General features: G+C 67.5%; 20 protein-coding genes. 5 read left to right on the top strand and 15 right to left on the bottom strand.

From position 1 onward, the window contains the following. Nucleotides 1–14: 14 nt before the first annotated feature. The 5 genes from pafA to dop all read right to left on the bottom strand — a co-directional run bounded on the left by pafA (nucleotide 15) and on the right by dop (nucleotide 5049). Nucleotides 15–1373, bottom strand: coding sequence for a Pup--protein ligase (pafA, locus tag NWF22_RS22375; protein ID WP_160902325.1), 1359 nt, complete (start codon nucleotides 1371–1373; stop codon nucleotides 15–17). A gap of 90 nt (nucleotides 1374–1463) precedes the next feature. Then, a complete protein-coding gene (prcA, locus tag NWF22_RS22370; protein WP_160902326.1) occupies nucleotides 1464–2294 on the bottom strand; it encodes a proteasome subunit alpha in 831 nt (276 codons plus the stop codon). Next, entirely contained in the window at nucleotides 2291–3172 is an 882-nt protein-coding gene (gene prcB, locus NWF22_RS22365; protein ID WP_160902327.1) for a proteasome subunit beta, read from the bottom strand. Before prcB ends, prcA begins: the two co-directional genes overlap by 4 nt. Then, nucleotides 3169–3360: a ubiquitin-like protein Pup gene (locus NWF22_RS22360; protein WP_007624191.1), complete on the bottom strand. Its 192-nt coding sequence runs from the start codon at nucleotides 3358–3360 to the stop codon at nucleotides 3169–3171. Before NWF22_RS22360 ends, prcB begins: the two co-directional genes overlap by 4 nt. Before the next feature lie 183 nt (nucleotides 3361–3543). Beyond that, complete coding sequence (gene dop / locus NWF22_RS22355) at nucleotides 3544–5049, bottom strand: depupylase/deamidase Dop (RefSeq protein ID WP_160902328.1); 1506 nt, start codon at nucleotides 5047–5049, stop codon at nucleotides 3544–3546. A 68-nt stretch (nucleotides 5050–5117) separates the two neighbouring features. Here dop and glgP point away from each other — a divergent pair, with 68 nt between their 5' ends. Continuing rightward, nucleotides 5118–7763, top strand: a complete 2646-nt coding sequence (gene glgP / locus NWF22_RS22350) for an alpha-glucan family phosphorylase (protein WP_160902329.1) — start codon at nucleotides 5118–5120, stop codon at nucleotides 7761–7763. Nucleotides 7764–7838: 75 nt separating this feature from the next. Here glgP and arc read toward each other — a convergent pair whose 3' ends face one another. After that, on the bottom strand, nucleotides 7839–9578 hold the full coding sequence (gene arc / locus NWF22_RS22345) for a proteasome ATPase (RefSeq protein ID WP_373692028.1): 1740 nt from the start codon (nucleotides 9576–9578) through the stop codon (nucleotides 7839–7841). A 303-nt stretch (nucleotides 9579–9881) separates the two neighbouring features. Further along, nucleotides 9882–10727: a tRNA (adenine-N1)-methyltransferase gene (locus tag NWF22_RS22340; protein ID WP_160902331.1), complete on the bottom strand. Its 846-nt coding sequence runs from the start codon at nucleotides 10725–10727 to the stop codon at nucleotides 9882–9884. An 89-nt stretch (nucleotides 10728–10816) separates the two neighbouring features. On the opposite strand from NWF22_RS22340, the gene NWF22_RS22335 reads away from it, so the two are divergent. After that, the gene (locus NWF22_RS22335; RefSeq protein ID WP_233751211.1) at nucleotides 10817–11683 is read left to right on the top strand and encodes a RecB family exonuclease; all 867 of its coding nucleotides are present in this window, start codon (nucleotides 10817–10819) and stop codon (nucleotides 11681–11683) included. A 61-nt stretch (nucleotides 11684–11744) separates the two neighbouring features. Continuing rightward, nucleotides 11745–12590 (top strand): thioesterase family protein, encoded by an 846-nt coding sequence (locus NWF22_RS22330; protein WP_160902332.1) that lies wholly within the window; start codon nucleotides 11745–11747, stop codon nucleotides 12588–12590. Nucleotides 12591–12623: 33 nt separating this feature from the next. On the opposite strand, the gene hisG is transcribed toward NWF22_RS22330, so the two are convergent. From hisG to NWF22_RS22310, 4 genes are all read right to left on the bottom strand, one after another. Continuing rightward, entirely contained in the window at nucleotides 12624–13469 is an 846-nt protein-coding gene (gene hisG / locus NWF22_RS22325) for an ATP phosphoribosyltransferase (protein ID WP_160902333.1), read from the bottom strand. An 81-nt stretch (nucleotides 13470–13550) separates the two neighbouring features. Beyond that, on the bottom strand, nucleotides 13551–13814 hold the full coding sequence (locus NWF22_RS22320) for a phosphoribosyl-ATP diphosphatase (protein WP_160902334.1): 264 nt from the start codon (nucleotides 13812–13814) through the stop codon (nucleotides 13551–13553). A 6-nt stretch (nucleotides 13815–13820) separates the two neighbouring features. Further along, on the bottom strand, nucleotides 13821–14495 hold the full coding sequence (locus NWF22_RS22315) for an HAD family hydrolase (RefSeq protein ID WP_160902785.1): 675 nt from the start codon (nucleotides 14493–14495) through the stop codon (nucleotides 13821–13823). Between the two features lie 159 nt (nucleotides 14496–14654). Next, nucleotides 14655–14996: a hypothetical protein gene (locus tag NWF22_RS22310; RefSeq protein WP_160902335.1), complete on the bottom strand. Its 342-nt coding sequence runs from the start codon at nucleotides 14994–14996 to the stop codon at nucleotides 14655–14657. Nucleotides 14997–15122: 126 nt separating this feature from the next. Here NWF22_RS22310 and NWF22_RS22305 point away from each other — a divergent pair, with 126 nt between their 5' ends. Next, nucleotides 15123–16238, top strand: coding sequence for an Rv2629 family ribosome hibernation factor (locus NWF22_RS22305; protein WP_160902336.1), 1116 nt, complete (start codon nucleotides 15123–15125; stop codon nucleotides 16236–16238). A gap of 21 nt (nucleotides 16239–16259) precedes the next feature. On the opposite strand, the gene NWF22_RS22300 is transcribed toward NWF22_RS22305, so the two are convergent. From NWF22_RS22300 to NWF22_RS22285, 4 genes are all read right to left on the bottom strand, one after another. Continuing rightward, a complete protein-coding gene (locus NWF22_RS22300; RefSeq protein WP_160902337.1) occupies nucleotides 16260–17051 on the bottom strand; it encodes a helix-turn-helix transcriptional regulator in 792 nt (263 codons plus the stop codon). Between the two features lie 196 nt (nucleotides 17052–17247). Further along, nucleotides 17248–17784 carry a DNA starvation/stationary phase protection protein Dps gene (dps, locus tag NWF22_RS22295; protein WP_160902338.1) on the bottom strand — a complete coding sequence of 179 codons (537 nt, stop codon included), beginning with the start codon at nucleotides 17782–17784 and terminating at the stop codon, nucleotides 17248–17250. Nucleotides 17785–17813: 29 nt separating this feature from the next. Next, on the bottom strand, nucleotides 17814–19292 hold the full coding sequence (locus tag NWF22_RS22290; RefSeq protein ID WP_160902339.1) for an MFS transporter: 1479 nt from the start codon (nucleotides 19290–19292) through the stop codon (nucleotides 17814–17816). Continuing rightward, on the bottom strand, nucleotides 19289–19759 hold the full coding sequence (locus tag NWF22_RS22285) for a MarR family winged helix-turn-helix transcriptional regulator (protein ID WP_160902340.1): 471 nt from the start codon (nucleotides 19757–19759) through the stop codon (nucleotides 19289–19291). The genes NWF22_RS22290 and NWF22_RS22285 overlap by 4 nt, the downstream gene beginning before the upstream one ends. Nucleotides 19760–19984: 225 nt before the next feature. Here NWF22_RS22285 and NWF22_RS22280 point away from each other — a divergent pair, with 225 nt between their 5' ends. Then, on the top strand, nucleotides 19985–21331 hold the full coding sequence (locus NWF22_RS22280) for a ferredoxin reductase family protein (RefSeq protein WP_258321247.1): 1347 nt from the start codon (nucleotides 19985–19987) through the stop codon (nucleotides 21329–21331). Nucleotide 21332: the final 1 nt, after the last annotated feature.

Genomic DNA, 21332 nt, shown 5'->3' with positions numbered 1-21332 from the left:
CCGCCAGCTTACGATCACATGGACGCGATCAGCCGATCGACTCGCTCATCGACGCTGCGGAACGGGTCCTTGCACAAGACGGTGCGCTGCGCCTGGTCGTTGAGCTTGAGGTGAACCCAGTCCACGGTGAAATCGCGGCCCGCCTTCTGCGCGGCCGAGATGAAGTCGCCGCGGAGCTTGGCGCGGGTGGTCTGCGGCGGCTCGTTGACCGCCGTCTTGATCGCCTCGTCGGTGGTCGCGCGCGCGACGAGCCCCTTGCGCAGCATGACGTCGAATACGCCCCGCCCGCGCTTGATGTCGTGGAAAGCGAGGTCGAGTTGCGCGATCTTCGGGTCCGACAGGTCCATCGAGTACCGATCCTGATAGCGCTGGAACAGCTTGCGCTTGATCACCCAGTCGACCTCGGTGTCCACCCCGGAGAAGTCGCCGCTCTCCACCGCGTCGAGCATCCGTCCCCATAGATCCACGACCTGATCCATCTCGGGGTCAGGGCGGCGGTTGGCCATGTGCTCGACCGCCCGCGCGTGGTACTCGCGTTGGATGTCCAACGCGCTGGCCTGCCGACCACCGGCCAGCCGAACGGGCCGACGCCCGGTCGGATCGTGGCTGACCTCACGGATGGCCCGGATCGGGTTGTCGAGTGCGAAGTCGCGGAACACCACGCCGGCCTCGATCATCTCGAGCACCAGCGCCGCCGAGCCGACCTTGAGCAGGGTCGTCATCTCCGACATGTTCGAGTCGCCGACGATGACGTGCAGACGGCGGTACTTCTCGGCGTCGGCATGCGGTTCGTCGCGGGTGTTGATGATCGGCCGCGAGCGGGTGGTCGCCGACGACACTCCTTCCCAGATGTGCTCGGCACGCTGCGACAGACAGAACGTGGCCGCCTTCGGGGTCTGCAAGACCTTGCCCGCGCCGCAGATCAGCTGCCGGGTCACCAGGAACGGGAGCAGCACGTCGGAGATCCGGGAGAACTCGCCGGCGCGCACCACGAGATAGTTCTCGTGGCAGCCGTAGGAGTTGCCCGCCGAGTCGGTGTTGTTCTTGAACAGGTAGATGTCGCCGCCGATCCCCTCGTCGGCCAGGCGCTGCTCGGCATCGACGAGCAGGTCCTCGAGGACCAACTCGCCGGCTCGATCGTGATTGATCAGCTGGATGAGGCTGTCACATTCGGCGGTCGCGTACTCCGGGTGCGATCCGACGTCGAGATACAGCCGCGCGCCGTTCTGCAGGAAGACGTTCGACGACCTGCCCCACGAGACCACCCGGCGGAACAGATATCGGGCGACCTCGTCCGGGCTCAGTCGGCGATGGCCATGGAAGGTACACGTGACACCGAATTCGGTCTCGATACCCATGATTCGACGCTGCACACGGTCAACCCTACCCGCGAACAACGCCGCAGACCCGGCGACGCGACGGGTGCTCGCGAGGCCGGGTCTGCGGCGTTGTCCGGGTTCGGCTCAGGAATCGGGATTCGATGTGGGGTCCCCATCGGTGGCGGGAGTGCCGGTGGACCCGGCGCCATCGGTCTGGGCACCATCGGGTTGCGCCGCCGCCGGCATCAGGTCCTCGACGGCCGCGGCACTGAGCCGCCGGAACGCGCGGCGCGGCCGATTGCGGTCGAGGATCGCGACCTCGAGATCGGTGGCGGCGAGTTCGCGGGGTGCCGCGGGCGCCGACGACGTGGTCGATCCGCCCGACGATCCGTTCGCCTCGGCGGGAGCCGTCAGGGCGGCCACCGCCAACGCCAGCGCCGCCGGCAGGTCGAGATCCGGTTCGTAGCTCTCGCGCAGCGCGGCCGTGATCGCCTCGTTCGCACCACCCATCACCAGAAAACGCGTCTCGTCGGCGATGGATCCGTCGTAGGAGATGCGGTACAGCTGCGACGGCCGCGGCTTTCCGTACTTGGCCACCTCCGCGACGCACAATTCGACCTCGTAGGGCTTCGGCTGTTCGGTGAACACCGAGCCGAGCGCGTTGGCGTAGGTGTTGGCCAGCGACAACGCCGTGACGTCGGCCCGGTCATAGCTGTACCCACGCATGTCGGCGAGCTGAATGCCGGCCTTGCGCAGGCTCTCGAACTCGTTGTACTTCCCGACCGCGGCGAACCCGACCCGATCGTAGATCTCGCTGGTCTTGCGCAGGGTGTTCGACGGGTTCTCCGCGACGAACAGCACACCGTCGGCGTAGGTCAGCGCGATGACGCTGCGTCCTCGGGCGATACCTTTGCGCGCCAGTTCCGACCGATCGCGCATGATCTGTTCGGCACTGGCGTAATACGGGAACGTCATCGCGAGCCCCCTTCGTGCTCTGCGGCGCGGCGTTCGATGATGGCACGGGCCGCCGTCTCGATCTCGCCGGCATCCACGTCGCGCGCCCCCTCGGCGGTGACGACCACCGCCATCGGGAAGATCTTGCGCACCAGGTCCGGACCGCCGGTGGCCGAGTCGTCGTCGGCGGCGTCGTAGAGCGACTCGATGGCGATCGCCAGCGCCGTCCCGGTGTCGAGGTCGGGACGGTAGAGCTTCTTCAGCGACGACTTCGCGAAGACCGATCCGGAGCCGATGGCCTGGTAGCCGCCGAACTCCTCGTGCCGGTCGCCGGCGACGTCGAAGGAGAAGATGCGACCCCGCTCGGTCGGGTCGTCGTGGTCGATGTCGTAGCCGACCAGCAGCGGAATCGCGGCCAGACCCTGCATCGCGGCGCCGAGGTTGCCGCGCACCATCGATGCCAGACGGCTGACCTTGCCGTCCAACGTCAGCGGGACGCCCTCGATCTTCTCGTAGTGTTCGAGCTCCACCGCGAACAGGCGCACCATCTCGATGGCGATCCCCGCGGTGCCGGCGATACCGCACGCGGAATACTCGTCGGTGATGTAGACCTTCTGCACATCGCGGGTGGCGATGAGGTTGCCCGCCGTGGCCCGTCGATCACCGGCGAGCACCACGCCGCCGGGGTAGGACACCGCGACGATGGTTGTGCCGTGCGGGATCTCGTCGGTGGCGCGCGCGCTCATGCACTCCATCCGATGCTGCGGCAGCTGCTCAGGTGCGTGTGCCCGCAGGTAGTCGGTGAACGACGAGATGTCGGCGCCCAGCGACGACGCGGTGGACGGGGTGGGTCGTGCGGATGGGTGGTGGGGATGCAGTGAACCGAACCGATCGCTCACTGGCCACCCTTCTGCACGTACGCGCGTACGAAGTCCTCGGCGTTCTCCTCGAGCACGTCGTCGATCTCGTCGAGCAGGTCATCGGTGTCCTCGGCGAGCTTCTCCCGGCGTTCCTGACCGGCGCCGCCATCCGAACCGATGTCCCCATCGTCGTCGCCGCCACCACGCTTGGTCTGTTCCTGCGCCATCTGCTGCCTCCTTCATCTCGCCGGACCCACATAGTGCGAGCCCGGCCCGATCCACCCTGACGGGCGCCGATCCGGCTTGGTGTCCCCGGATCTGAAAAACCGCGTATGACACACACTACCGGTGTGCGAGCCCCCACGGGCGGAAGCGACCGCCGGTGGATCTCGGCCGGGGCGCCACCCGGGTCAGGTGGTGGTGGTCAGTTGATCGACGAGTTCGGCCGCCGAGTCCACCGAGTCGAGCAACCTGCCGACATGCGCCCGGCTGCCGCGCAACGGTTCGAGGGTGGGAATCCGGACCAGCGAATCGCCGCCCAGGTCGAAGATGACCGAGTCCCAGCTCGCCGCGGCCACATCGGCGCCGAATCGGCGCAGACACTCCCCTCGGAAGTAGGCGCGGGTGTTCTGGGGTGGCTCGCTGATGGCGCGGGTGACGTCGCTCTCGTCCACGAGGCGCTTCATCGAGCCGCGGGCGACCAACCGGTTGTACAGGCCCTTGTCGAGCCGCACGTCCGAGTACTGCAGGTCGATCAGATGCAGCCGCGGTGCCGACCAGCCGAGTCCTTCGCGTTGCCGGAAGCCCTCCAGCAGCCGCAGCTTGGCCGGCCAGTCCAGGATGTCGGCGCATTCCATCGGGTCGCGCTCGAGACGGTCGAGGACGTCGGCCCAGGTCTCCAGCACATGCGCGGCGCGGGTGTCATCGCGGTGCTCGGATTCGTGGAATTTCATGCAGCGTTCGAGGTACTCGCGCTGCAGCGCCAACGCGGTGACCTCGCGGCCGTCGGTGAGCGCGACCGTCGCGGCCAGGCTCGGATCGTGCGAGATGGCGTGCACCGCCTGCACCGGCCGGGCCAACTCGATGTCGGAGAAGTCCACGCCCGCCTCGATGAGGTCCAGTACCAGCGCGGTGGTGCCCACCTTCAGATAGGTGGCCGTCTCGGCCAGGTTCGCATCGCCGATGATCACGTGCAGTCGTCGATACCGCTCAGGGTCGGCGTGGGGTTCGTCGCGCGTGTTGATGATCCCGCGCTTGAGCGTGGTCTCCAGGCCGACCTCGACCTCGATGTAGTCCGACCGCTGCGACAGCTGATAACCCGCCTCGTCGCCGGACTGGCCGATGCCGACCCGCCCGGCGCCGGTGATCACCTGCCGGGAGGCGAAGAACGTCGTCAGGCCCGCGATGACCGCGGTGAACGGCGTCTCCCGGTTCATCAGGTAGTTCTCGTGGGTGCCGTACGAGGCGCCCTTGCCGTCGATGTTGTTCTTGTAGAGCTGCAGGCGGGGTGCGCCGGGCACGCTCGCAACATGACGTGCGGCCGCCTCCATCACCCGTTCACCGGCCTTGTCCCAGATCACCGCGTCCATCGGATCGGTCACCTCGGGAGCCGAGTACTCCGGGTGGGCGTGGTCGACGTAGAGGCGCGCGCCGTTGGTGAGGATCATGTTCGCCGCACCGATCTCGTCGGCGTCGATGATCGGTGCCGGGCCGCTGCCCCGTCCGAGATCGAAGCCGCGCGCATCGCGCAGCGGTGATTCCACCTCGTAGTCCCATCGGGTGCGCTTGGCGCGGGGCACCCCGGCGGCCGCGGCATAGGCCAACACGGCCTGGGTGGACGTCATGATCGGGTTCGCGGTCGGGTCCCCGGGCGCGGAGATCCCGTACTCGACCTCGGTGCCGATGATTCGCTGCATGCCACGAGCCTAGATGTTCATCTCGCAGCGGTCGCACCGTCACCCCGTCCTGGGTAGCGTCTACTGGGGTGAAAGCCTTCCGCCGGTTCACCGTTCGGGTGCCGCTGCCCACCGAACTCGCCGACCTCACCGTTCTCGCGCACAATCTGCGGTGGGTGTGGCATGAACCCACCCAGGATCTGTTCGCCACCATCGACCCGGCACTGTGGCACGCCACCGGTGACCCGCTGCGGCTGCTGGCCGACGTGGAGCCCGAGCGCTTCCTGCAGCTCGCCACCGACGCCGGTTTCCGGGAACGTCTCGCCGCCGCCCGCGACGATCTCGATCGCTATCTGACCGGGTCACGGTGGTTCGGCGACACCACCGCCGAGCACGGCTCGACGCATCTGGCCGCCACCGGGATCGCCTACTTCTCGATGGAGTTCGGCATCTCCGAGGTGCTCCCGATCTATTCCGGAGGCCTCGGCATCCTCGCCGGCGACCATCTCAAGGCCGCGTCGGATCTGGGTCTACCGTTGGTCGGCGTCGGGCTGTTCTACCGATCGGGGTACTTCCACCAGGGTCTGTCCCATGACGGGTGGCAGGTCGAGCGGTATCCGGTCAACGACCCGACGTCGCTGCCCCTCGAGCTGCTCACCGACGCCGACGAGCCGGTGATCGTGACCATCTCCATGCCCGGCGGCCGGGTGCTGAACGCCCGGATCTGGGTGGCCACCGTCGGACGGATTCCGCTGCTGTTGCTCGACTCCGACGTGCCCAGCAACGACGAGGAACTACGCGGCGTCACCGACCGTCTCTACGGCGGCGACCAAGACCATCGGATCAAGCAGGAGATCCTCCTCGGCATCGGCGGCGTCCGGGCCGTTCGTGAGTACGTGCGGGTCACCGGCCGGCCCGAACCGACGGTCTTCCACATGAACGAGGGCCACGCCGGCTTCCTCGGTGTCGAGCGAATCCGCGAGATGGTCGGCCGCCCCGGCGCGGCAGCGCTGGATTTCGACACCGCCGAGGCCGTGGTGCGAGCGTCGAACGTCTTCACCACACACACGCCGGTACCCGCCGGGATCGACCGGTTTCCGCGGGACATGGTGAACTACTACCTCGATGCCGACCAGAGCGGGAACTCGCGGTTGCTGCCCGGCCTGCCGGTCACCACCGTGCTCGACCTCGGGGACGAAGCCGATCCCGGCGTCTTCAACATGGCGCACATGGGATTTCGACTCGGCCAACGAAGCAACGGCGTGTCCCAGTTGCACGGTGTGGTGAGCCGGGAGATGTTCGCCGATCTGTGGCCCGGCTTCGACCCGGACGAAGTGCCGATCGGCGCGGTGACCAACGGAGTGCACGGACCGACGTGGACGGCCCGGACCTGGCTGGATCTGTCGGCCGACGACGAGGTCGCCCAGGCCGCAGCCGTCACGGCGATGTCCACCGACGACATCTGGCAGGTGCGGTCCACGCTGCGCGCAGGTCTGGTCGACGAGGTCCGGCGCCGCGCCCACGCCAGCGCGCGGGACCGCGGATTCACCGAGGCCGAGCTCGGCTGGACGGCCGACATCTTCGATCCGGAGGCACTCACGATCGGCTTCGCCCGGCGTGCGGCGACCTACAAGCGGTTGACCCTGATGCTGCGTGATCCCGATCGGATGCGCCGAATCCTCACCGACCCGCAACGACCGGTCCAACTCGTCATCGCCGGCAAGGCACATCCGGCCGACGATGGCGGCAAGGCACTCATCCAGCAGGTCGTGCGGTTCACCGAGGACCCCGAGTTGCGGATGCGGATCGTGTTCCTGCCCGACTACGACATCTCGATGGCCCGCGACATCTACGCCGGCTGCGACGTCTGGCTGAACAATCCGGTCCGCCCCATGGAGGCCTGCGGCACGTCCGGGATGAAGTCGGCGATGAACGGCGGCCTGAACCTCTCGATTCTCGACGGCTGGTGGGATGAGATGGCCGACGGCGAGAACGGCTGGGCGATCCCGTCTGCCGAAGGTGTCGGCGACGAGAACCGACGAGACGACCTGGAGGCCGAGGCGCTCTACACGCTGCTCGAGGAGACCGTCATCCCGCTGTTCTACACCCGCTCGGCGACCGGGGTTCCGGATCGGTGGGTGGAGATGGTGCGGCACACGCTGACCCGGCTGGGGCCGCAGGTGCAGGCCGGCCGGATGGTCCGCGACTACACGACGGCCCTCTATGTACCGGCCGCCGACCAGTTCGCCTCCATCTGTGCCGACGATTTCGCGCCCGCCCGGGATCTGGCCGACTACCGTCATCAGCTCGAGCGCTCGTGGCCGGCGGTACAGATCGCCGGCATCGACGAATCCGGTTCGGGCGACTCACTCGACGCCGACAGCCCGCAACGCGTCAATCTGACGTTCACCGCACACGTGGCGCTGGGCGAGCTGAGTCCGGAACGCGTGTGTGTGCAGGCGTTGGTGGGGCGTGTCGACAGCGACGGCGAGATCATCGACCCGGAGATCGCGGAGATGTCGCCGACGTCGGAGACCGATCCGTCTGGCCGCACACTGTTCCGGGCCACCGTCGTGCCCACGCGTTCTGGTCGCCACGGCTATACCGCACGGGTTCTCCCGCGCCACCCGCAGCTTTCCGACGATGCCGAACTTGGGTTGGTGCGCTATCCGGTGGGCACGGCCGAGGACGTGGGTCCGGGGAGCAGCTCCGGCTCGCTGCCCGAGCCTGCTTGACCCGCCTACGGACCTCAGAGATCGGGGCGGTCACACCAGTGGTGCGACCGCCCCGATCTCTGAGGAGCCCGTGACCTACAGGTATTGCCCGGTGTTGGTCTCCGTGTCGATGGCTCGGCTCGCGCCCGCGCTCTTGCCGGTGACCAGGGTGCGGATGTAGACGATCCGCTCCCCCTTCTTGCCCGAGATGCGTGCCCAGTCGTCCGGGTTGGTGGTGTTCGGCAGGTCCTCGTTCTCGGCGAACTCGTCGAGGATCGAGTCGAACAGGTGCTGCACTCGCAGACCGGGCTGACCCGTGTCGAGCTGCGACTTGATCGCGTACTTCTTGGAACGGTCGACGACGTTCTGGATCATCGCACCCGAGTTGAAGTCCTTGAAGTACATGATCTCCTTGTCGCCGTTGGCGTAGGTGACCTCGAGGAAGCGGTTGTCATCACTTTCGGCGTACATCCGTTCCACGACCTTCTCGATCATGGCGTTGACGCAGGCCGTCCGGTCGCCGCCGAACTCGCCCAGATCGTCGGCGTGCACCGGCAGCTGCTCGGTGAGGTACTTGGAGAAGATGTCCATCGCGGACTCTGCGTCGGGACGCTCGATCTTGATCTTCACGTCGAGACGTCCGGGCCGCAGGATCGCCGGGTCGATCATGTCCTCGCGGTTCGACGCGCCGATCACGATGACGTTCTCCAGCCCCTCGACGCCGTCGATCTCGCTGAGGAGCTGCGGCACGACCGTGGTCTCCACGTCCGAGGAGACACCGGACCCGCGGGTACGGAAGATCGAGTCCATCTCGTCGAAGAACACGATCACCGGCGTGCCCTCGGATGCCTTCTCACGAGCCCGCTGGAAGATCAACCGGATGTGCCGCTCGGTCTCACCGACGAACTTGTTGAGCAGCTCGGGGCCCTTGATGTTGAGGAAGTACGACTTGGCTTCCTTGGCATCGTCGCCGCGCACCTGGGCGATCTTCTTGGCCAGCGAGTTGGCGACGGCCTTGGCGATCAGCGTCTTGCCGCAACCGGGCGGACCGTAGAGCAGCACCCCCTTGGGGGGACGCAGCGCGTAGTCGCGGAACAGGTCCTTGTGCAGGAACGGGAGTTCGACGGCGTCGCGGATCTGCTCGATCTGGCGACCCAGACCGCCGATGTCCTCGTAGCCGACGTCGGGCACCTCTTCGAGCACGAGGTCCTCGACCTCGGCCTTCGGGACCCGCTCGAAGGCGAATCCGGCCTTGGTGTCGATGAGCAGCGAATCGCCCGGACGCAGCGTGCGCTTATTGCCGTCTTCTCCGTCGACCTCTCCGAGGAGAGGTTCGGCGAGCCACACCACCCGTTCCTCGTCGGCGTGACCGACCACGAGCGCGCGGTGGCCGTCCCCGAGCACCTCACGCAGCGTGCTGATCTCACCGACGGAATCGAACTCGCAGGCCTCCACGATGGTCAGCGCCTCGTTGAGACGCAGCGTCTGGCCCTTGTGCAGGGTGTCGACATCGATGTTCGGTGAGCACGTCAACCGCATCTTGCGGCCGGAGGTGAACACGTCGACCGTGCTGTCGGGGTAGATCTCGAGCAGTACGCCGTAGCCACTGGGCGGCTGTCCGAGCCGATCGACCTCTTCGCGCAGGGCCACCAACTGCTGACGAGCCTCCTTGAGGGTGTCGAGCAGTTTGGCGTTGCGGGTGGTCAGGTTCTCGACCCGCTCCTGGAGTTCGGTGACGTCTCCTGGACGGCCTGCACCGGGGCGAGCACCGGTGCGTGGCGAATCCGGACGTGCGAGTGGCGCCGTGTAGGCAGGGACGAAGTTCTCCTCGGGCATCTGGCCGGCGTCGTCCTGCTCGCGCCCGTGGCCGTGTGCACCCGAAGACCCGAGGTGGTCGGCGCCGCTGGCGCCGTGACGGTCAGATTCGGTCATTGCTGACTCCTCTCCCCGGCAAACACTTCTCTCATGGCGTTCTCATGGAGTGTTTGCGCCGTAACACCACGCTACCGGTGTGGGCCGGAAATCGCCCCGCACCGCGCAACACACGGTGTTGACGACGTGTTAAATCTACGTCTTCGCAACGTATTCGCGACGTTCCGACAGGGCCCGCCGATCCACCCGATCAGGCCCGAGAAGTCGTCATCCGCGGGTCGGCCGACGCTGTGGACGCAGGGTGGTGACACCGTCGGCAAGGCGGCGCGTCGTTATCAGAAACGCCGTGTGGCCCTGCATTTTGTGCTCCGGACGCACGGCGAGGCCCACCGCGCTCCACTCCCGGACCATCGATTCCCACGCCCGCGGCTCGGTCCAACACTCCTGGTCACGCAGTGCTTCCATCACGCGCGACAATTGTGTGACAGTTGCCACATAAATCACCAGGACTCCACCCGGCTGGACGGCCCGACGAACCACGTCGAGGGGCTCCCAGGGCGCCAGCATGTCGAGAATCACGCGGTCGAACCGCTGGTCGGGTGCCAGCGCGTCGGCATCCAATGCGGCGAGGTCGTCGATGACGATCTCCCAGTTCTCCGGCCGATCACCGAAGAAGGTCTCGACGTTGCGGATCGCGTGTTCGGCGTGGTCCGCGCGCACTTCGTAGGACGTGACACTGCCCCGCTCCCCGACCGCCCGGAGCAGCGAGCACGTCAACGCCCCGGACCCGGCACCGGCCTCGAGAACCCGGGCACCCGGAAAGATGTCACCCTCGGTGACGATCTGCGCGGCGTCTTTCGGATAGATGACCTGCGCACCGCGCGGCATCGACAGGACGTAGTCGACCAGCAGGGGACGCAGCGCCAGGTACTGCGTGCCGCTGGTGGCCGCGACGATGCTGCCCTCCGGCGCCCCGATCAGATCGTCGTGGGCGATGGCACCCCGATGGGTGTGGAAGAGTTTGCCCTCCTCGAGGTGAACGGTGAACTTGCGACCTTTGGCGTCGGTCAGCTGCACGCGGTCACCCACGGCGAAGGGGCCGGTCGTCGGCATCGGGCTGGAGTCCTTCCGGCTGGTCGCACGGGTGTCGTTTCGCGAACCTGTCACTGTCGCGACCTACCCTGCCAAATGTGAGTATGACGATGGACGCTGGGGCACCGCAGAGGACCGATGGCGACGACGCCGCGACCGACACGACGGGTCTGGTGCAGCGACCGTTGGCACTGTCGCCGTCGCGGGCGGCGGATTTCAAGCAGTGCCCGCTGTTGTATCGGTATCGCGCCATCGACCGCTTCCCCGAGACCCCCACCCCCGCGCAGACGCGCGGAACCGTGGTGCACGCCGCGCTCGAGAATCTCTTCGACATGCCGGCCGAGCTGCGCACCCAGGAGTCGGCAGACCTGTTGGTCGAAGGCGCCTGGGCAGCGCTGTGCGAGGCCGATCCCACGCTCGCCGAGATCATCGGTGACGTCGGCGCCGACCGATTCGTCGCCGAGGCGCAGAAGCTGATCGCGACGTATTACACGATGGAGAACCCGACTGCCTTCGAGGCCGACGCCTGCGAGGAGCATGTCGAGATCACCGCCGACGATGTCGCGATGCGCGGTTTCATCGACCGGATCGATGTCGCGCCGACCGGGGAGATCCGGGTGGTCGATTACAAGACCGGCCGGTCGCCGGGCGAGGCGTATGAGGCCAAGGCGTTGTTCCAGATGAAGTTCTACGCGCTGGCCGTGCTGCGCATCCGCGGTGTGGTGCCGGCCCGGCTGCAGCTGATGTACCTGTCGGACGGCCAGCAGCTGACCTACACGCCCGACCGCGAGGAGCTCGAACGTTTTGCGCGCACGCTCAAGGCCATCTGGACGGCCATCCGCGCCGCGGTGGCCACCGGCGACTTCCGGCCACGCCGCTCCCGGCTGTGCTCCATGTGCGAACACCGCGACAGATGTCCGGAGTTCGGCGGTGAGATCCCGCCGTACCCGGGTCCTCCACCCGGCTTCGTTCCCTGATCGCCGCCCGCCGCCGACCCCCGGGCTGCACCGCTATGACGGTAGGCATACTGTGCATGTTGTGGAGACCTGCTACTACGTGCCGATCGACCCGCCGCAGTCCGAGAGCGACGGCGCCGACCACGAGTATTTCCAGCCGACCGAGGCCACCCAGAGTGTCTGGGCGGCGACGATGCAGCACGGCGGCCCGCCGTCGGGTCTGATGATGCGGTCGCTGTTGCGCTGCGCCGCCGACCCCGCCCAGCGGTTCACCCGCGTGACCACCGAGATCCTCGGGCCGATCGGCCTCGGCGTGAACCGTATCCGCGCGGAGGTGATCCGGCCGGGGCGCCAGATCAGCCTGGTGAGCACCGATCTCGAGGTCCAGCAGGCCGACGGCTCGTTCCGGCTCGCCGCCCGATCGGTGGGCTGGCGGCTCCGGACCGCCGACACCGCCGAGGTCGTCGAGGTTCCCGATCCACTGACACCGATCCCCGCCGACCTGGTTCCCGTGCACGGGGTCACCGACAACTCAGAGCTCGGGGTGGACTGGGGCACAATCGGTTTCATCGGCTCCATCGAGTCGGCGACGATCACCGGCCGCAACGGGGACACCCCGGCGGTGTGGGTCCGACCGGCGATCCCGCTGGTGGGTGGCGAAGAGACCTCGGATCTCGAGTCGATGTTCACCGTGATCGACATCGCCAACGGTCTGGGCACCCGGCTGCGCACCGATCAGTGGACGTGGATGAACACCGACACCACAGTTCACCTCACGCGAACCCCGTCCGGGCCGTGGGTCGGCATCGACGCCGACATGGTGCAGGGTCCCGAAGGCTTCGGCGCAACCTTCGGCGACCTCTACGACCACCAGGGTTTCATCGGCCGATCAGCGCAGACGGTGCTGCTGAATCGGACACCCACCTGAGGGTGACCCCCAGAAGCCGTCAATCAGCAGCCGTCAGAACCGGCAGGAACGGATATCGGTGGCGAGGATCGCCTTGGCCCCGAGTTCGGAGAGTTCGTCCATGAGGGTCTGATGGATCTTGCGCGGCACCATGGCCCGCACCGCCACCCACTCGGGGTCGGCCATCGGTGCCACGGTCGGCGATTCCAGACCGGGCGTGAGTTTCGATGCCTCGGCGAGAAGTGTTCGCGGGCAGTCGTAGTCGATCATCACGTACTGCTGGCCGAACACCACACCCTGCACGCGGGCGATGAACTGGCGAGCGGCCTTCGACTGCTCCACACCGGCCTGAGAGATCAGCACGGCCTCCGAGTCGCACAGTGAGTCACCGAAGGCGACCAGGCCGTGCGCGCGCAACGTGCGGCCCGAGCCGACGACATCGGCGATCGCGTCGGCGACCCCGAGTTGGATGGAGATCTCCACCGCGCCGTCGAGGCGGATGATGGTGGCCTCGATACCGCGGCCGGCGAGGTCGTCGCGTACCAGATTCGGGTACGAGGTGGCGATCCGCTTGCCCGCCAGCGACTCGACCGACCAGTCCTGATCCGCAGGTGCCGCATAACGGAAGGACGACGAACCGAAGCCCATGGAGAGTTGTTCGTCGACCGCAGCCCCGGAGTCGCGCGCCAGGTCGCGGCCGGTGATGCCGAGGTCGAGTGTGCCGGCGCCGACGTAGATCGCGATGTCCTTCGGGCGCAGGAAGAAGAACTCGACATCATTGTTGTTGTCGAGCACCGTGAGGTCTTTGGCGTCGGTACGTTTCCGGTAGCCGGCCTCGGCGAGGACGGCGGCCCCGGACTCGGAGAGTGCCCCCTTGTTGGGCACGGCCACACGCAGCATGTCGGGTTCCTTCTGGGTTCGGTGAGGGACTGGGAGAGGTGTCGATGGGTGTCTGACGGCGTCGGTGTCCGGGGCGTCCGGTCACAGATGTCGGTACACGTCGGCCAGCGTCAGTCCTCGCTTGATCATCATCACCTGCAGCCAGTAGACGAGCTGCGAGATCTCCTCGCCCAGAGACTCGTCGGATTCGTGCTCGGCGGCGAGCCAGACCTCACCGGCCTCCTCGATGATCTTCTTGCCCAGCGTGTGAACACCGGAGTCGAGGGCGGCGACCGTCCCGCTGCCGGGGGGGCGAGTCTGTGCCTTGTCGCTCAGCTCGGCGAACAGCTCCTCGAATGTCTTCACGATCCCTCATCCTTGCATGTCACGCCCGGCCCGAAGGTGCCCGGGGTGCTGCCCGGTCCAGGCGTCGACGACGTCGTCGATCGTGAGGCCGACCAGAGACTGCCGAAAGCTGCGCAGGCTGCCGTGCGGAACCGGAGCAGCCGACGGGACCACCAGCGTCGGGCAACCCGCTGCTGTCGCGGCCGCGGTGCCCGCCGGTGAGTCCTCGACCGCGAGGCACTGGCCGGGGTGCAGGCCGACCAGCTGTGCCGCACGCAGGTACGGATCCGGATGGGGTTTGCCGACGGCCACCTCGTCCCCACACACGGTCGCGACGAAACGGGTCGCGCCGAGCGTCTCGAGAGCGACATCGGTCAGTTCTCGCACCGTGTTGGTGACCAACACCATGGGCACACCCGTAGACCGGACGAGATCCAGCGCAGCGGCGGCGCCCGGCCGCCACGGCAGGCCCCCGACGAACATCTCGGCCACGTGATCGAGCAGCCACCGCTCGTCGCCCGCACGATCCTGGTCCTCCGGTGCGACCCGAGCCGCGGCGTACACCTTGCTCAGTGCGTCCGGTAGCGCGTTGCCCAGTGTGGACTCGCGCAGCGCCGGGCTCATCGCGATCCCGTGCCGCAACGCGAGGTCGGCCATCGCGACATCCCAAAGCGGTTCGGAGTCCAGCAGCGTCCCGTCCATGTCCCACAGGACAGCTGCCGGTCCGGTCTGGGCTCGACCGGATGGGGCCGGACCGTCCGGGTTCGAGGTCGAGGTAGCGGGCGTCGGTTCGGTCACCGGTGCATCATCCCATTCGCCGGCGGCCGCTTCGCCACGGCCGCGACAGGATGTGCTGCGGAGTCAGGCGAGAGTCAACGGAAAACCGAGCGCGAGCAGCATCAGCGCAAACAGGAACCACGCGGCGCCGTGCCATATCGGCCAGGTTCCCCCGCGCCGGTATACCCGGTAGGCGATGACGAGGGCGGCCACTCCACCGAGGAGTAGCACCGCAGGCGGTGCCAGCGCCCAGCCCATGCTGTCGCGTCCCGTCGCCAGGAATGCCGCAACGGCAACCGCGGCCAGGACGACCACGCCGGCGACATAGAGCGCCGCCTTCCGAAACGCACCCGGATCGTCCCAGCGCTTCTCGACGTCGGGACGGCCGGCCCGGTCTGCCGGCGTTGCAGAGGGATCTTCGGTCATGTCATTCGGCTACCCCCAGCTCCTTTCGGTGAAACCGCGAGCCGCCATCTCCGTCGAGCCGATGTTTGGTCGAACAGACCGGTGGCAACCCGATACCCCGGACAACGCGACTGGAGGAGGATGACCATGCGCGCCGAGACCTTCCGGCAGCTGACGGCCAACCCGGGACCGTTCATCTCTGTGTACATCGATGACTCCCACCACACCGAGGATGCGGGCCACGGTCTGGAACTGCGGTGGCGGGGACTGCGTGAACAGCTCACGGCCGCCGATGCACCGCCGACTGCGCTCGACCGCATCGAGTCGGCGGTACTGGGCGGCAAACGTCCGATCGGCCAGAGTGGCCGTGCGTTGATCGCCGACCCCGAGCGGATTCTGCTCGACGAACAGCTCATCCGGCCGCCGGTCACACCGATTGCCCGCTATTCGAGACTGCCCTATCTGGTCCCGATCGTTGCCCACGCCCGCGAACAATCGCGGCACATCATTGCCGAGGTCGACCACCGGGGCGCCGACATCCGCGTGTCGGACGGCGCCGACGTCCGCCACTCCGAGACGGTCGCCGGTGAGGGCTATCCGGTGCACAAGGCCGCCGGGGCCGAAACCCCCGGATATGGTGATCTGCAGCCACATACCGAGGAGCAGGCGCGACACAACATCCGTGAGGTGGCGCAACGACTGACCGCTCTCGTCGACGCAGAGCGACCGGAACTGGTCTTCGTGGTGGGTGAGTCGCGTTCGGTGAGCGACCTCGCGGCCCAGTTGCCGGACCGGGTCGAGCACCGGCACGTCGATCTCGGCCTGGGCGCACGCGGAAGTGTCGCCGAGAACGTGACCTCCGAGGCCGTCGCCGCCGAGATGTTGCGTCGGCGCAACACCGTCCTCGCCGATGTCACCGACCGTTTTCGCGCCGAGCAGGGCCGGTCCTCGGGCCGTGCCGTGGAGGGCCTGACCGCGGTGTGCGGGGCGCTGCGCAACGGAGAGGTTCGGACCCTGTTGATCGGCGACCTCGAGGACGCGACGGTGGTGGTCGGTGAGGACCCGTCGATCGTGGCGCCGACGGCGGAGAATCTGTCCGAACTTGGCGCGTCGCCCACCGCCGTCGTCCGAGCGGACGAGGCGCTGCCGATGCTCGCGGTGTCCACCGATTCCGATCTGGTCAGGCTCGACGAACGGCTCGCCCCCAAGGACGGAATCGCGGCGCTGCTGCGATACGCCCCGCGCACAGCGGCCGACGAATGAGTCTTCGGACAGTGGCGCGGGTCAACGATGCCGGCGCGCGACCGCTCGTTCGGTGACCTCGTCGGCCGGATAGAACAGCTCGATGGTCATCTCCTCCAGGGTGATGTCGCGGGGCGAACCGAAGGTGGTCAACGTCGTGAAGAACGACAGCACGTCGTCGCCGACCCGGATCGAGAACGGTACGAGCAGGTCCGGTTCCGGCGCGCCCCGGGGAACACCGCGCTGATCGAGGTCGCTCACGGTCGGGTACGCGGCCACTTCGTGTTCGAGGCCGATGAGACGCGGATCCCCGGTGACGCCCACCAGCCGTCGCAACGTGGTGAGCAGATACGACGCCCAGATGTCGAAATTGGCGGTGATCCGGGCGAAACCGTCGGGGTGCAGTGACGCCCGGAAGAGGTTGAACGGCGGACCCGTCAGATGTGGCGGCAGCATCGCGGCCAGGGTTCGTGCAGACTCGTTGGCCACCACCACATTCCAGGCGCGGTCCAGCGCGAGGCCGGGAAACGGGTGGTGCGCGTCGAGGACCCGTTGCAGCGACGCCCGCACCCGGACCATCGCGGCCGCGTCGAGCGATTGTTCGGAGTACCTTGGCGCGTGTCCGGCGGCGAGCAGCAGTGCGTTGCGTTCCCGTAGCGGTATCTCCAGACGGACCGACAACGCCTCGATGAGGCCCGCACTGGGGGTGGACTTGCCGGTCTCGACAAAGCTGAGGTGTTTGGGCGACACACCCACCTCGTAGGCGAGATCGAGTTGACTCATCGATCGTTGCGATCGCCACTGCCGCAACATGCTCCCCACAGCCGCCGTCATGGGCTCATCCTAGGAGGCCGGCGCGATGACATCGATTCCCTGATCGCAGGTGCCGTCCCACCCGTCACCGGGATGCTGGGTTATTGGCCGGCCGCAGGTTTCGGCGGCCCGCTGCCCGGACGCTGATGCGCGAGTGGGCCCGGATGGTCCGCCGCCGGGTCGGCGCGGTTCGCATCCGAGCGAGGTGTGCCGGGCTTCAGCGCGCCTGGTCGGCGGCTCCGGTCTCGGTGTGCTGCCCGGCGTGGGTGAGTTCACCCGCGGCGTTCTCGAGGTGGGCCCGCACGAACCACTGGAACTTCTCGAGTTCGGCGGACTGGCCGATGAGAATGTCCTGGGTCACCGGATCGATCTCCTCGGTCTCGGTGATCCCCGCGCGCTGTGTGGAGATGAAGCCGTCGTAGACGACGTCGAGGGCGGCGAGGTGCGCCTGCGCGGTGTCGCGCCCCAGGGAGTAGTCGTCCCATGAGCGGTCGGTCTCGATGGCGTGCGCGGTACCGCGAGGTGAGCCACCGAGGGTGGCGATGCGCTCGGCGATCGTGTCCGCGTAGCCGCGCACCAGCGTCACCTGCGGATCGATCATCTCGTGGACGCCGATGAAGTTGGGGCCGACCACGTTCCAGTGGATGTGTTTGAGCGTGAGGTGAAGATCGTTCAGGGCACTCAGGCGCTCCTGCAAGATCTCCACGACGCGTCGTGCTTCCTTGTCACCAAGCCATGATGTTGTGAACGACATGCTCGCCGAGTAGCCAGGCGGGACCGGCGTCAAACCGTGTGCCGCGTCACGGCGGCTCCGCCTTGGATGCGGGTGCGGGTCCGTTCGGCGGTCGCCCTCGCCCACGTCGTCGTCGACACCAGTCCGACGGCCACCAGTGCCACCCCGCAGAAGGCCATCAGCACCCATGCGGGGTGCGCGGCCTCGGCGAGATCGTCGGCAACCGATCCACCGACACCGGCGAAGGCGATGGCCCCGAACACGGCCACCCCCAGCGAGATTCCGACCTGCCGACTCGTCGAGGCGATGGCCGAGGCGACTCCGGCCTGTGATCGCGGCATTCCCGAGACCGCGGCGTTGGTGATGGGGGCGTTGACCAGACCCATCCCGATCCCGAGTGCCAGGTAGGCCACACCGAGGTACCACATGCTCGTGTCGGTGCCCGCCCGGGTCAACATCAGGCCGCTGAACAGCACCATCATCCCGGCGCCGACCATCGGCAGGCGCGCACCGCGGTCGCCGACGAGTCGGCCGGACAGCGGGGAGAACGCCGCGTTGGCCACGGCCATGGGCAGGGTCATCAATCCTGCTTGCAGCGGGGACAGTCCACGGACCTGCTGGAGGTAGAGAGTGTTCAGGAACAGGAACCCGCCCATCGCGCTGAACGCGATGACGGCCCCGATGACCGAGCTGCTGAACGGGACGCTACCGAAGAATCGCAGATCGAGCAGCGGTTCGCGCCTGCGTGACTCGACCACGAGCAATCCGATCAGCGCGGCTGCGGCCATCGCGAATGCGCCGGCCACCGGGACCGACGACCAGCCCAGAGTCCGGCCTTCGATGATGCCGTAGGTGAGCGTGGCCAGGAACACCAGGATGAGGATCTGACCAGCCGGATCGGGACGTCGGGTGTGTGTTGCTCTCGACTCCGGCACGAGCACAGCGGTCGCGACGATCGCTGTGATACATACCGGGACGTTGAGCCAGAAGATGGCCTCCCAACCGATCCCGTCGACGAGGGCTCCGCCGACCAGCGGACCGAGGGCCATACTCACCCCGATCGCGGCACCCCACAGGCCGATGGCGCGTGCCCGTTCCCTGGGTTCGGTGAAGATGTTGGTGATGATCGACATCGCGACGGGATTCATCATCGCTCCCCCGACTGCCTGCAGCATGCGGGCGCCGATCAGCATCTCGGGTGTCCCGGCCAGTGAGCACAGCACGGATCCGACGCCGAAGACGGTGAGGCCGACCTGGAACACCCGTTTGCGGCCGAGCCGGTCGCCGAGGGAGCCGCCAAGCATCAGCAGACTGGCCAGGACCAGCGTGTAGGAGTCGATGACCCACTGCAGCTGCGACGACGACGCGCCGAGGGCCGACCCGATGGCCGGGATCGCCACGTTCACACCGGACGTGTCGATGCCGATGATGAACAGACTCAGACAACAGGTCGCCAGAATCGCCATCTGTCGTCGTCGGCTCATTTCGTCGACTTCCGGAGCACCCCGGGCGACGACGACCTCACTCATGCGTCGGCTCGCGTCCGCAACAGATCGAGCAGACGGCCGAGTTGGCGACGCTGCGTGCCGTCGAGAACGTCGAACATGTCCGGGGCGATGGCGGGATCGCTCACCACCGAATCGACGACCCGGCGTCCCGCCTCGGTGATGGTGACGACCTTGAAACGGCGATCGTCGGGATGGGGCTCTCGCGACACCAGACCGCGATCGACGAGATCGTTGACGATGACACTCGCGGCGGGCGCGTCGATTCCGAGGCGCCGCGCCAGATCGGACTGCGTGAGATCGCGCGCGACGACCCGACGCAAGGCACGGAACCGGCTGAACGGCATGTCGATGCGCGCGTCGATCCGACTGCGCGGTTCCGCCGCGTGGTCGCGGACCAGGCTGTTCATCGCAAACCACAGCTCGGTGCCGGTGGGCGCGGCCGGCGGCGTCTCGGCGGTCCGTTGCGTCGACGCTTCGCTTGTATTCATACAACTATTGTATGACTACAAGTGTCCTGCGCAACCCGTGCGCGGTTTCGAGCTCGATGAAGGCCACACAGCAACCTCCCAGGACGATGTCAGCCAACCACCGGGTTGGGCGCGCAGTATTGCCTCGTGACATCGTCCAAGATCTACTGCCCCGGGCTACCACCGCCATCCGCCGTGGCATCTTCGGCGCCCCCTCCACCACCGCTGCCGCCTCGGCCGCGCCCGGTGCCACGCTGGTGGCGCGACGCCACCGCTGCGTCGTTGTGGGGACTCGTTCTCGCGGTCACCGGGTTGTGGGTTCACGATGGTGGTGTCACCGATGTGGGCTCCCCGGGCGCGATGTTCACCTCCGCCGGTCGCCTCACCGGGCTATGGGCGTCGGCGCTGATGCTTGCCCAGGTCATCCTGATGGCGCGGGTACCCGTCATCGAACGCGCCTGGGGCCAGGACGGGTTGACCCGGCTGCACCGATGGGTCGGATTCACGTCCTTCGCACTGCTCCTGACGCACATCGTGACGATCACGATCGGTTATGCAGACGCCGATCCCGGGCTGCTGTGGCATACGATCGTCGACCTCACCCTCGACTATCCGGGAGTGCTGTTGGCCGTCGCCGGGACCGTGTGTCTGGTTCTGGTGGTCGTGACATCGTTTCGCGCCGCTCGTCGTCGTCTGCGCTACGAGTCCTGGCATCTGATCCATCTCTACGGTTATCTGGGCGCCGGACTCGTGTTGCCACATCAGCTCTGGACCGGACAGGAATTCCTGCAATCGTCGGCGGCAACCGTGTTCTGGTGGGCGCTGTGGATCCTCTGCGCGGCCGCGGTGCTGATCTACCGGATCGGTGTGCCCCTGTGGCGCTCGATGCGCAGCCACCTGCGAGTGGCCGGGGTGCGGTGGGAAGGACCGACCACGCTGACGGTGACCGTCCACGGACCGCGCGTCGGGTCGCTACGGGCACAGCCGGGGCAGTTCTTCTGGTGGCGGTTGTGCACGCCGTCTGGTGCAAGTCGCGCGCATCCGTTCTCGCTCTCGGCAGCACCCACCGCACACACCCTGCGCTTCACCGCCGAGATCGTCGGCGACGGCACCCGCGAACTGACCACGGTGCGCCCCGGCACGCGGGTCCTCGTCGAAGGACCCTACGGCCGATTGCACCCCGGAGTGCGCCGCCACCGCAAGGCGCTGCTGATGGGCGCCGGCATCGGAATCGCCCCCATCCGCGCGCTCCTCGAGGGACTCGAGGCCGACCCGGGCGACATCACCGTGATCTATCGCACGCGTCGCGCCGACCGCGCCGTCCTGCACAACGAACTGGGTGCACTGGCACACCGCCGCGGTGCCGGCTATGTGACCGTGGACGGTCATCGCAACACCGAACGCGCAAGCTGGCTCCCGGCGCGCGCGGCGAACTGGGGCGATGCGCAAGCCCTGCGCCATCTCTGCCCCGACATCGCCGAGCGCGACGTCTACATCTGCGGTCCCCCGGAGTGGATGGCCGCGGTGCGCTCGGCCGCGCGACAGGCCGGAGCAGCGCCGGATTCCCTGCACTGCGAATACTTCGAGATCTGAG

Source organism: Gordonia mangrovi, from assembly GCF_024734075.1.
Taxonomy (GTDB): Bacteria; Actinomycetota; Actinomycetes; order Mycobacteriales; family Mycobacteriaceae; genus Gordonia; species Gordonia mangrovi.
The sequence above is the reverse complement of the archived record's forward strand: the minus strand, read 5'-3'. Positions and strand labels throughout refer to the sequence as shown.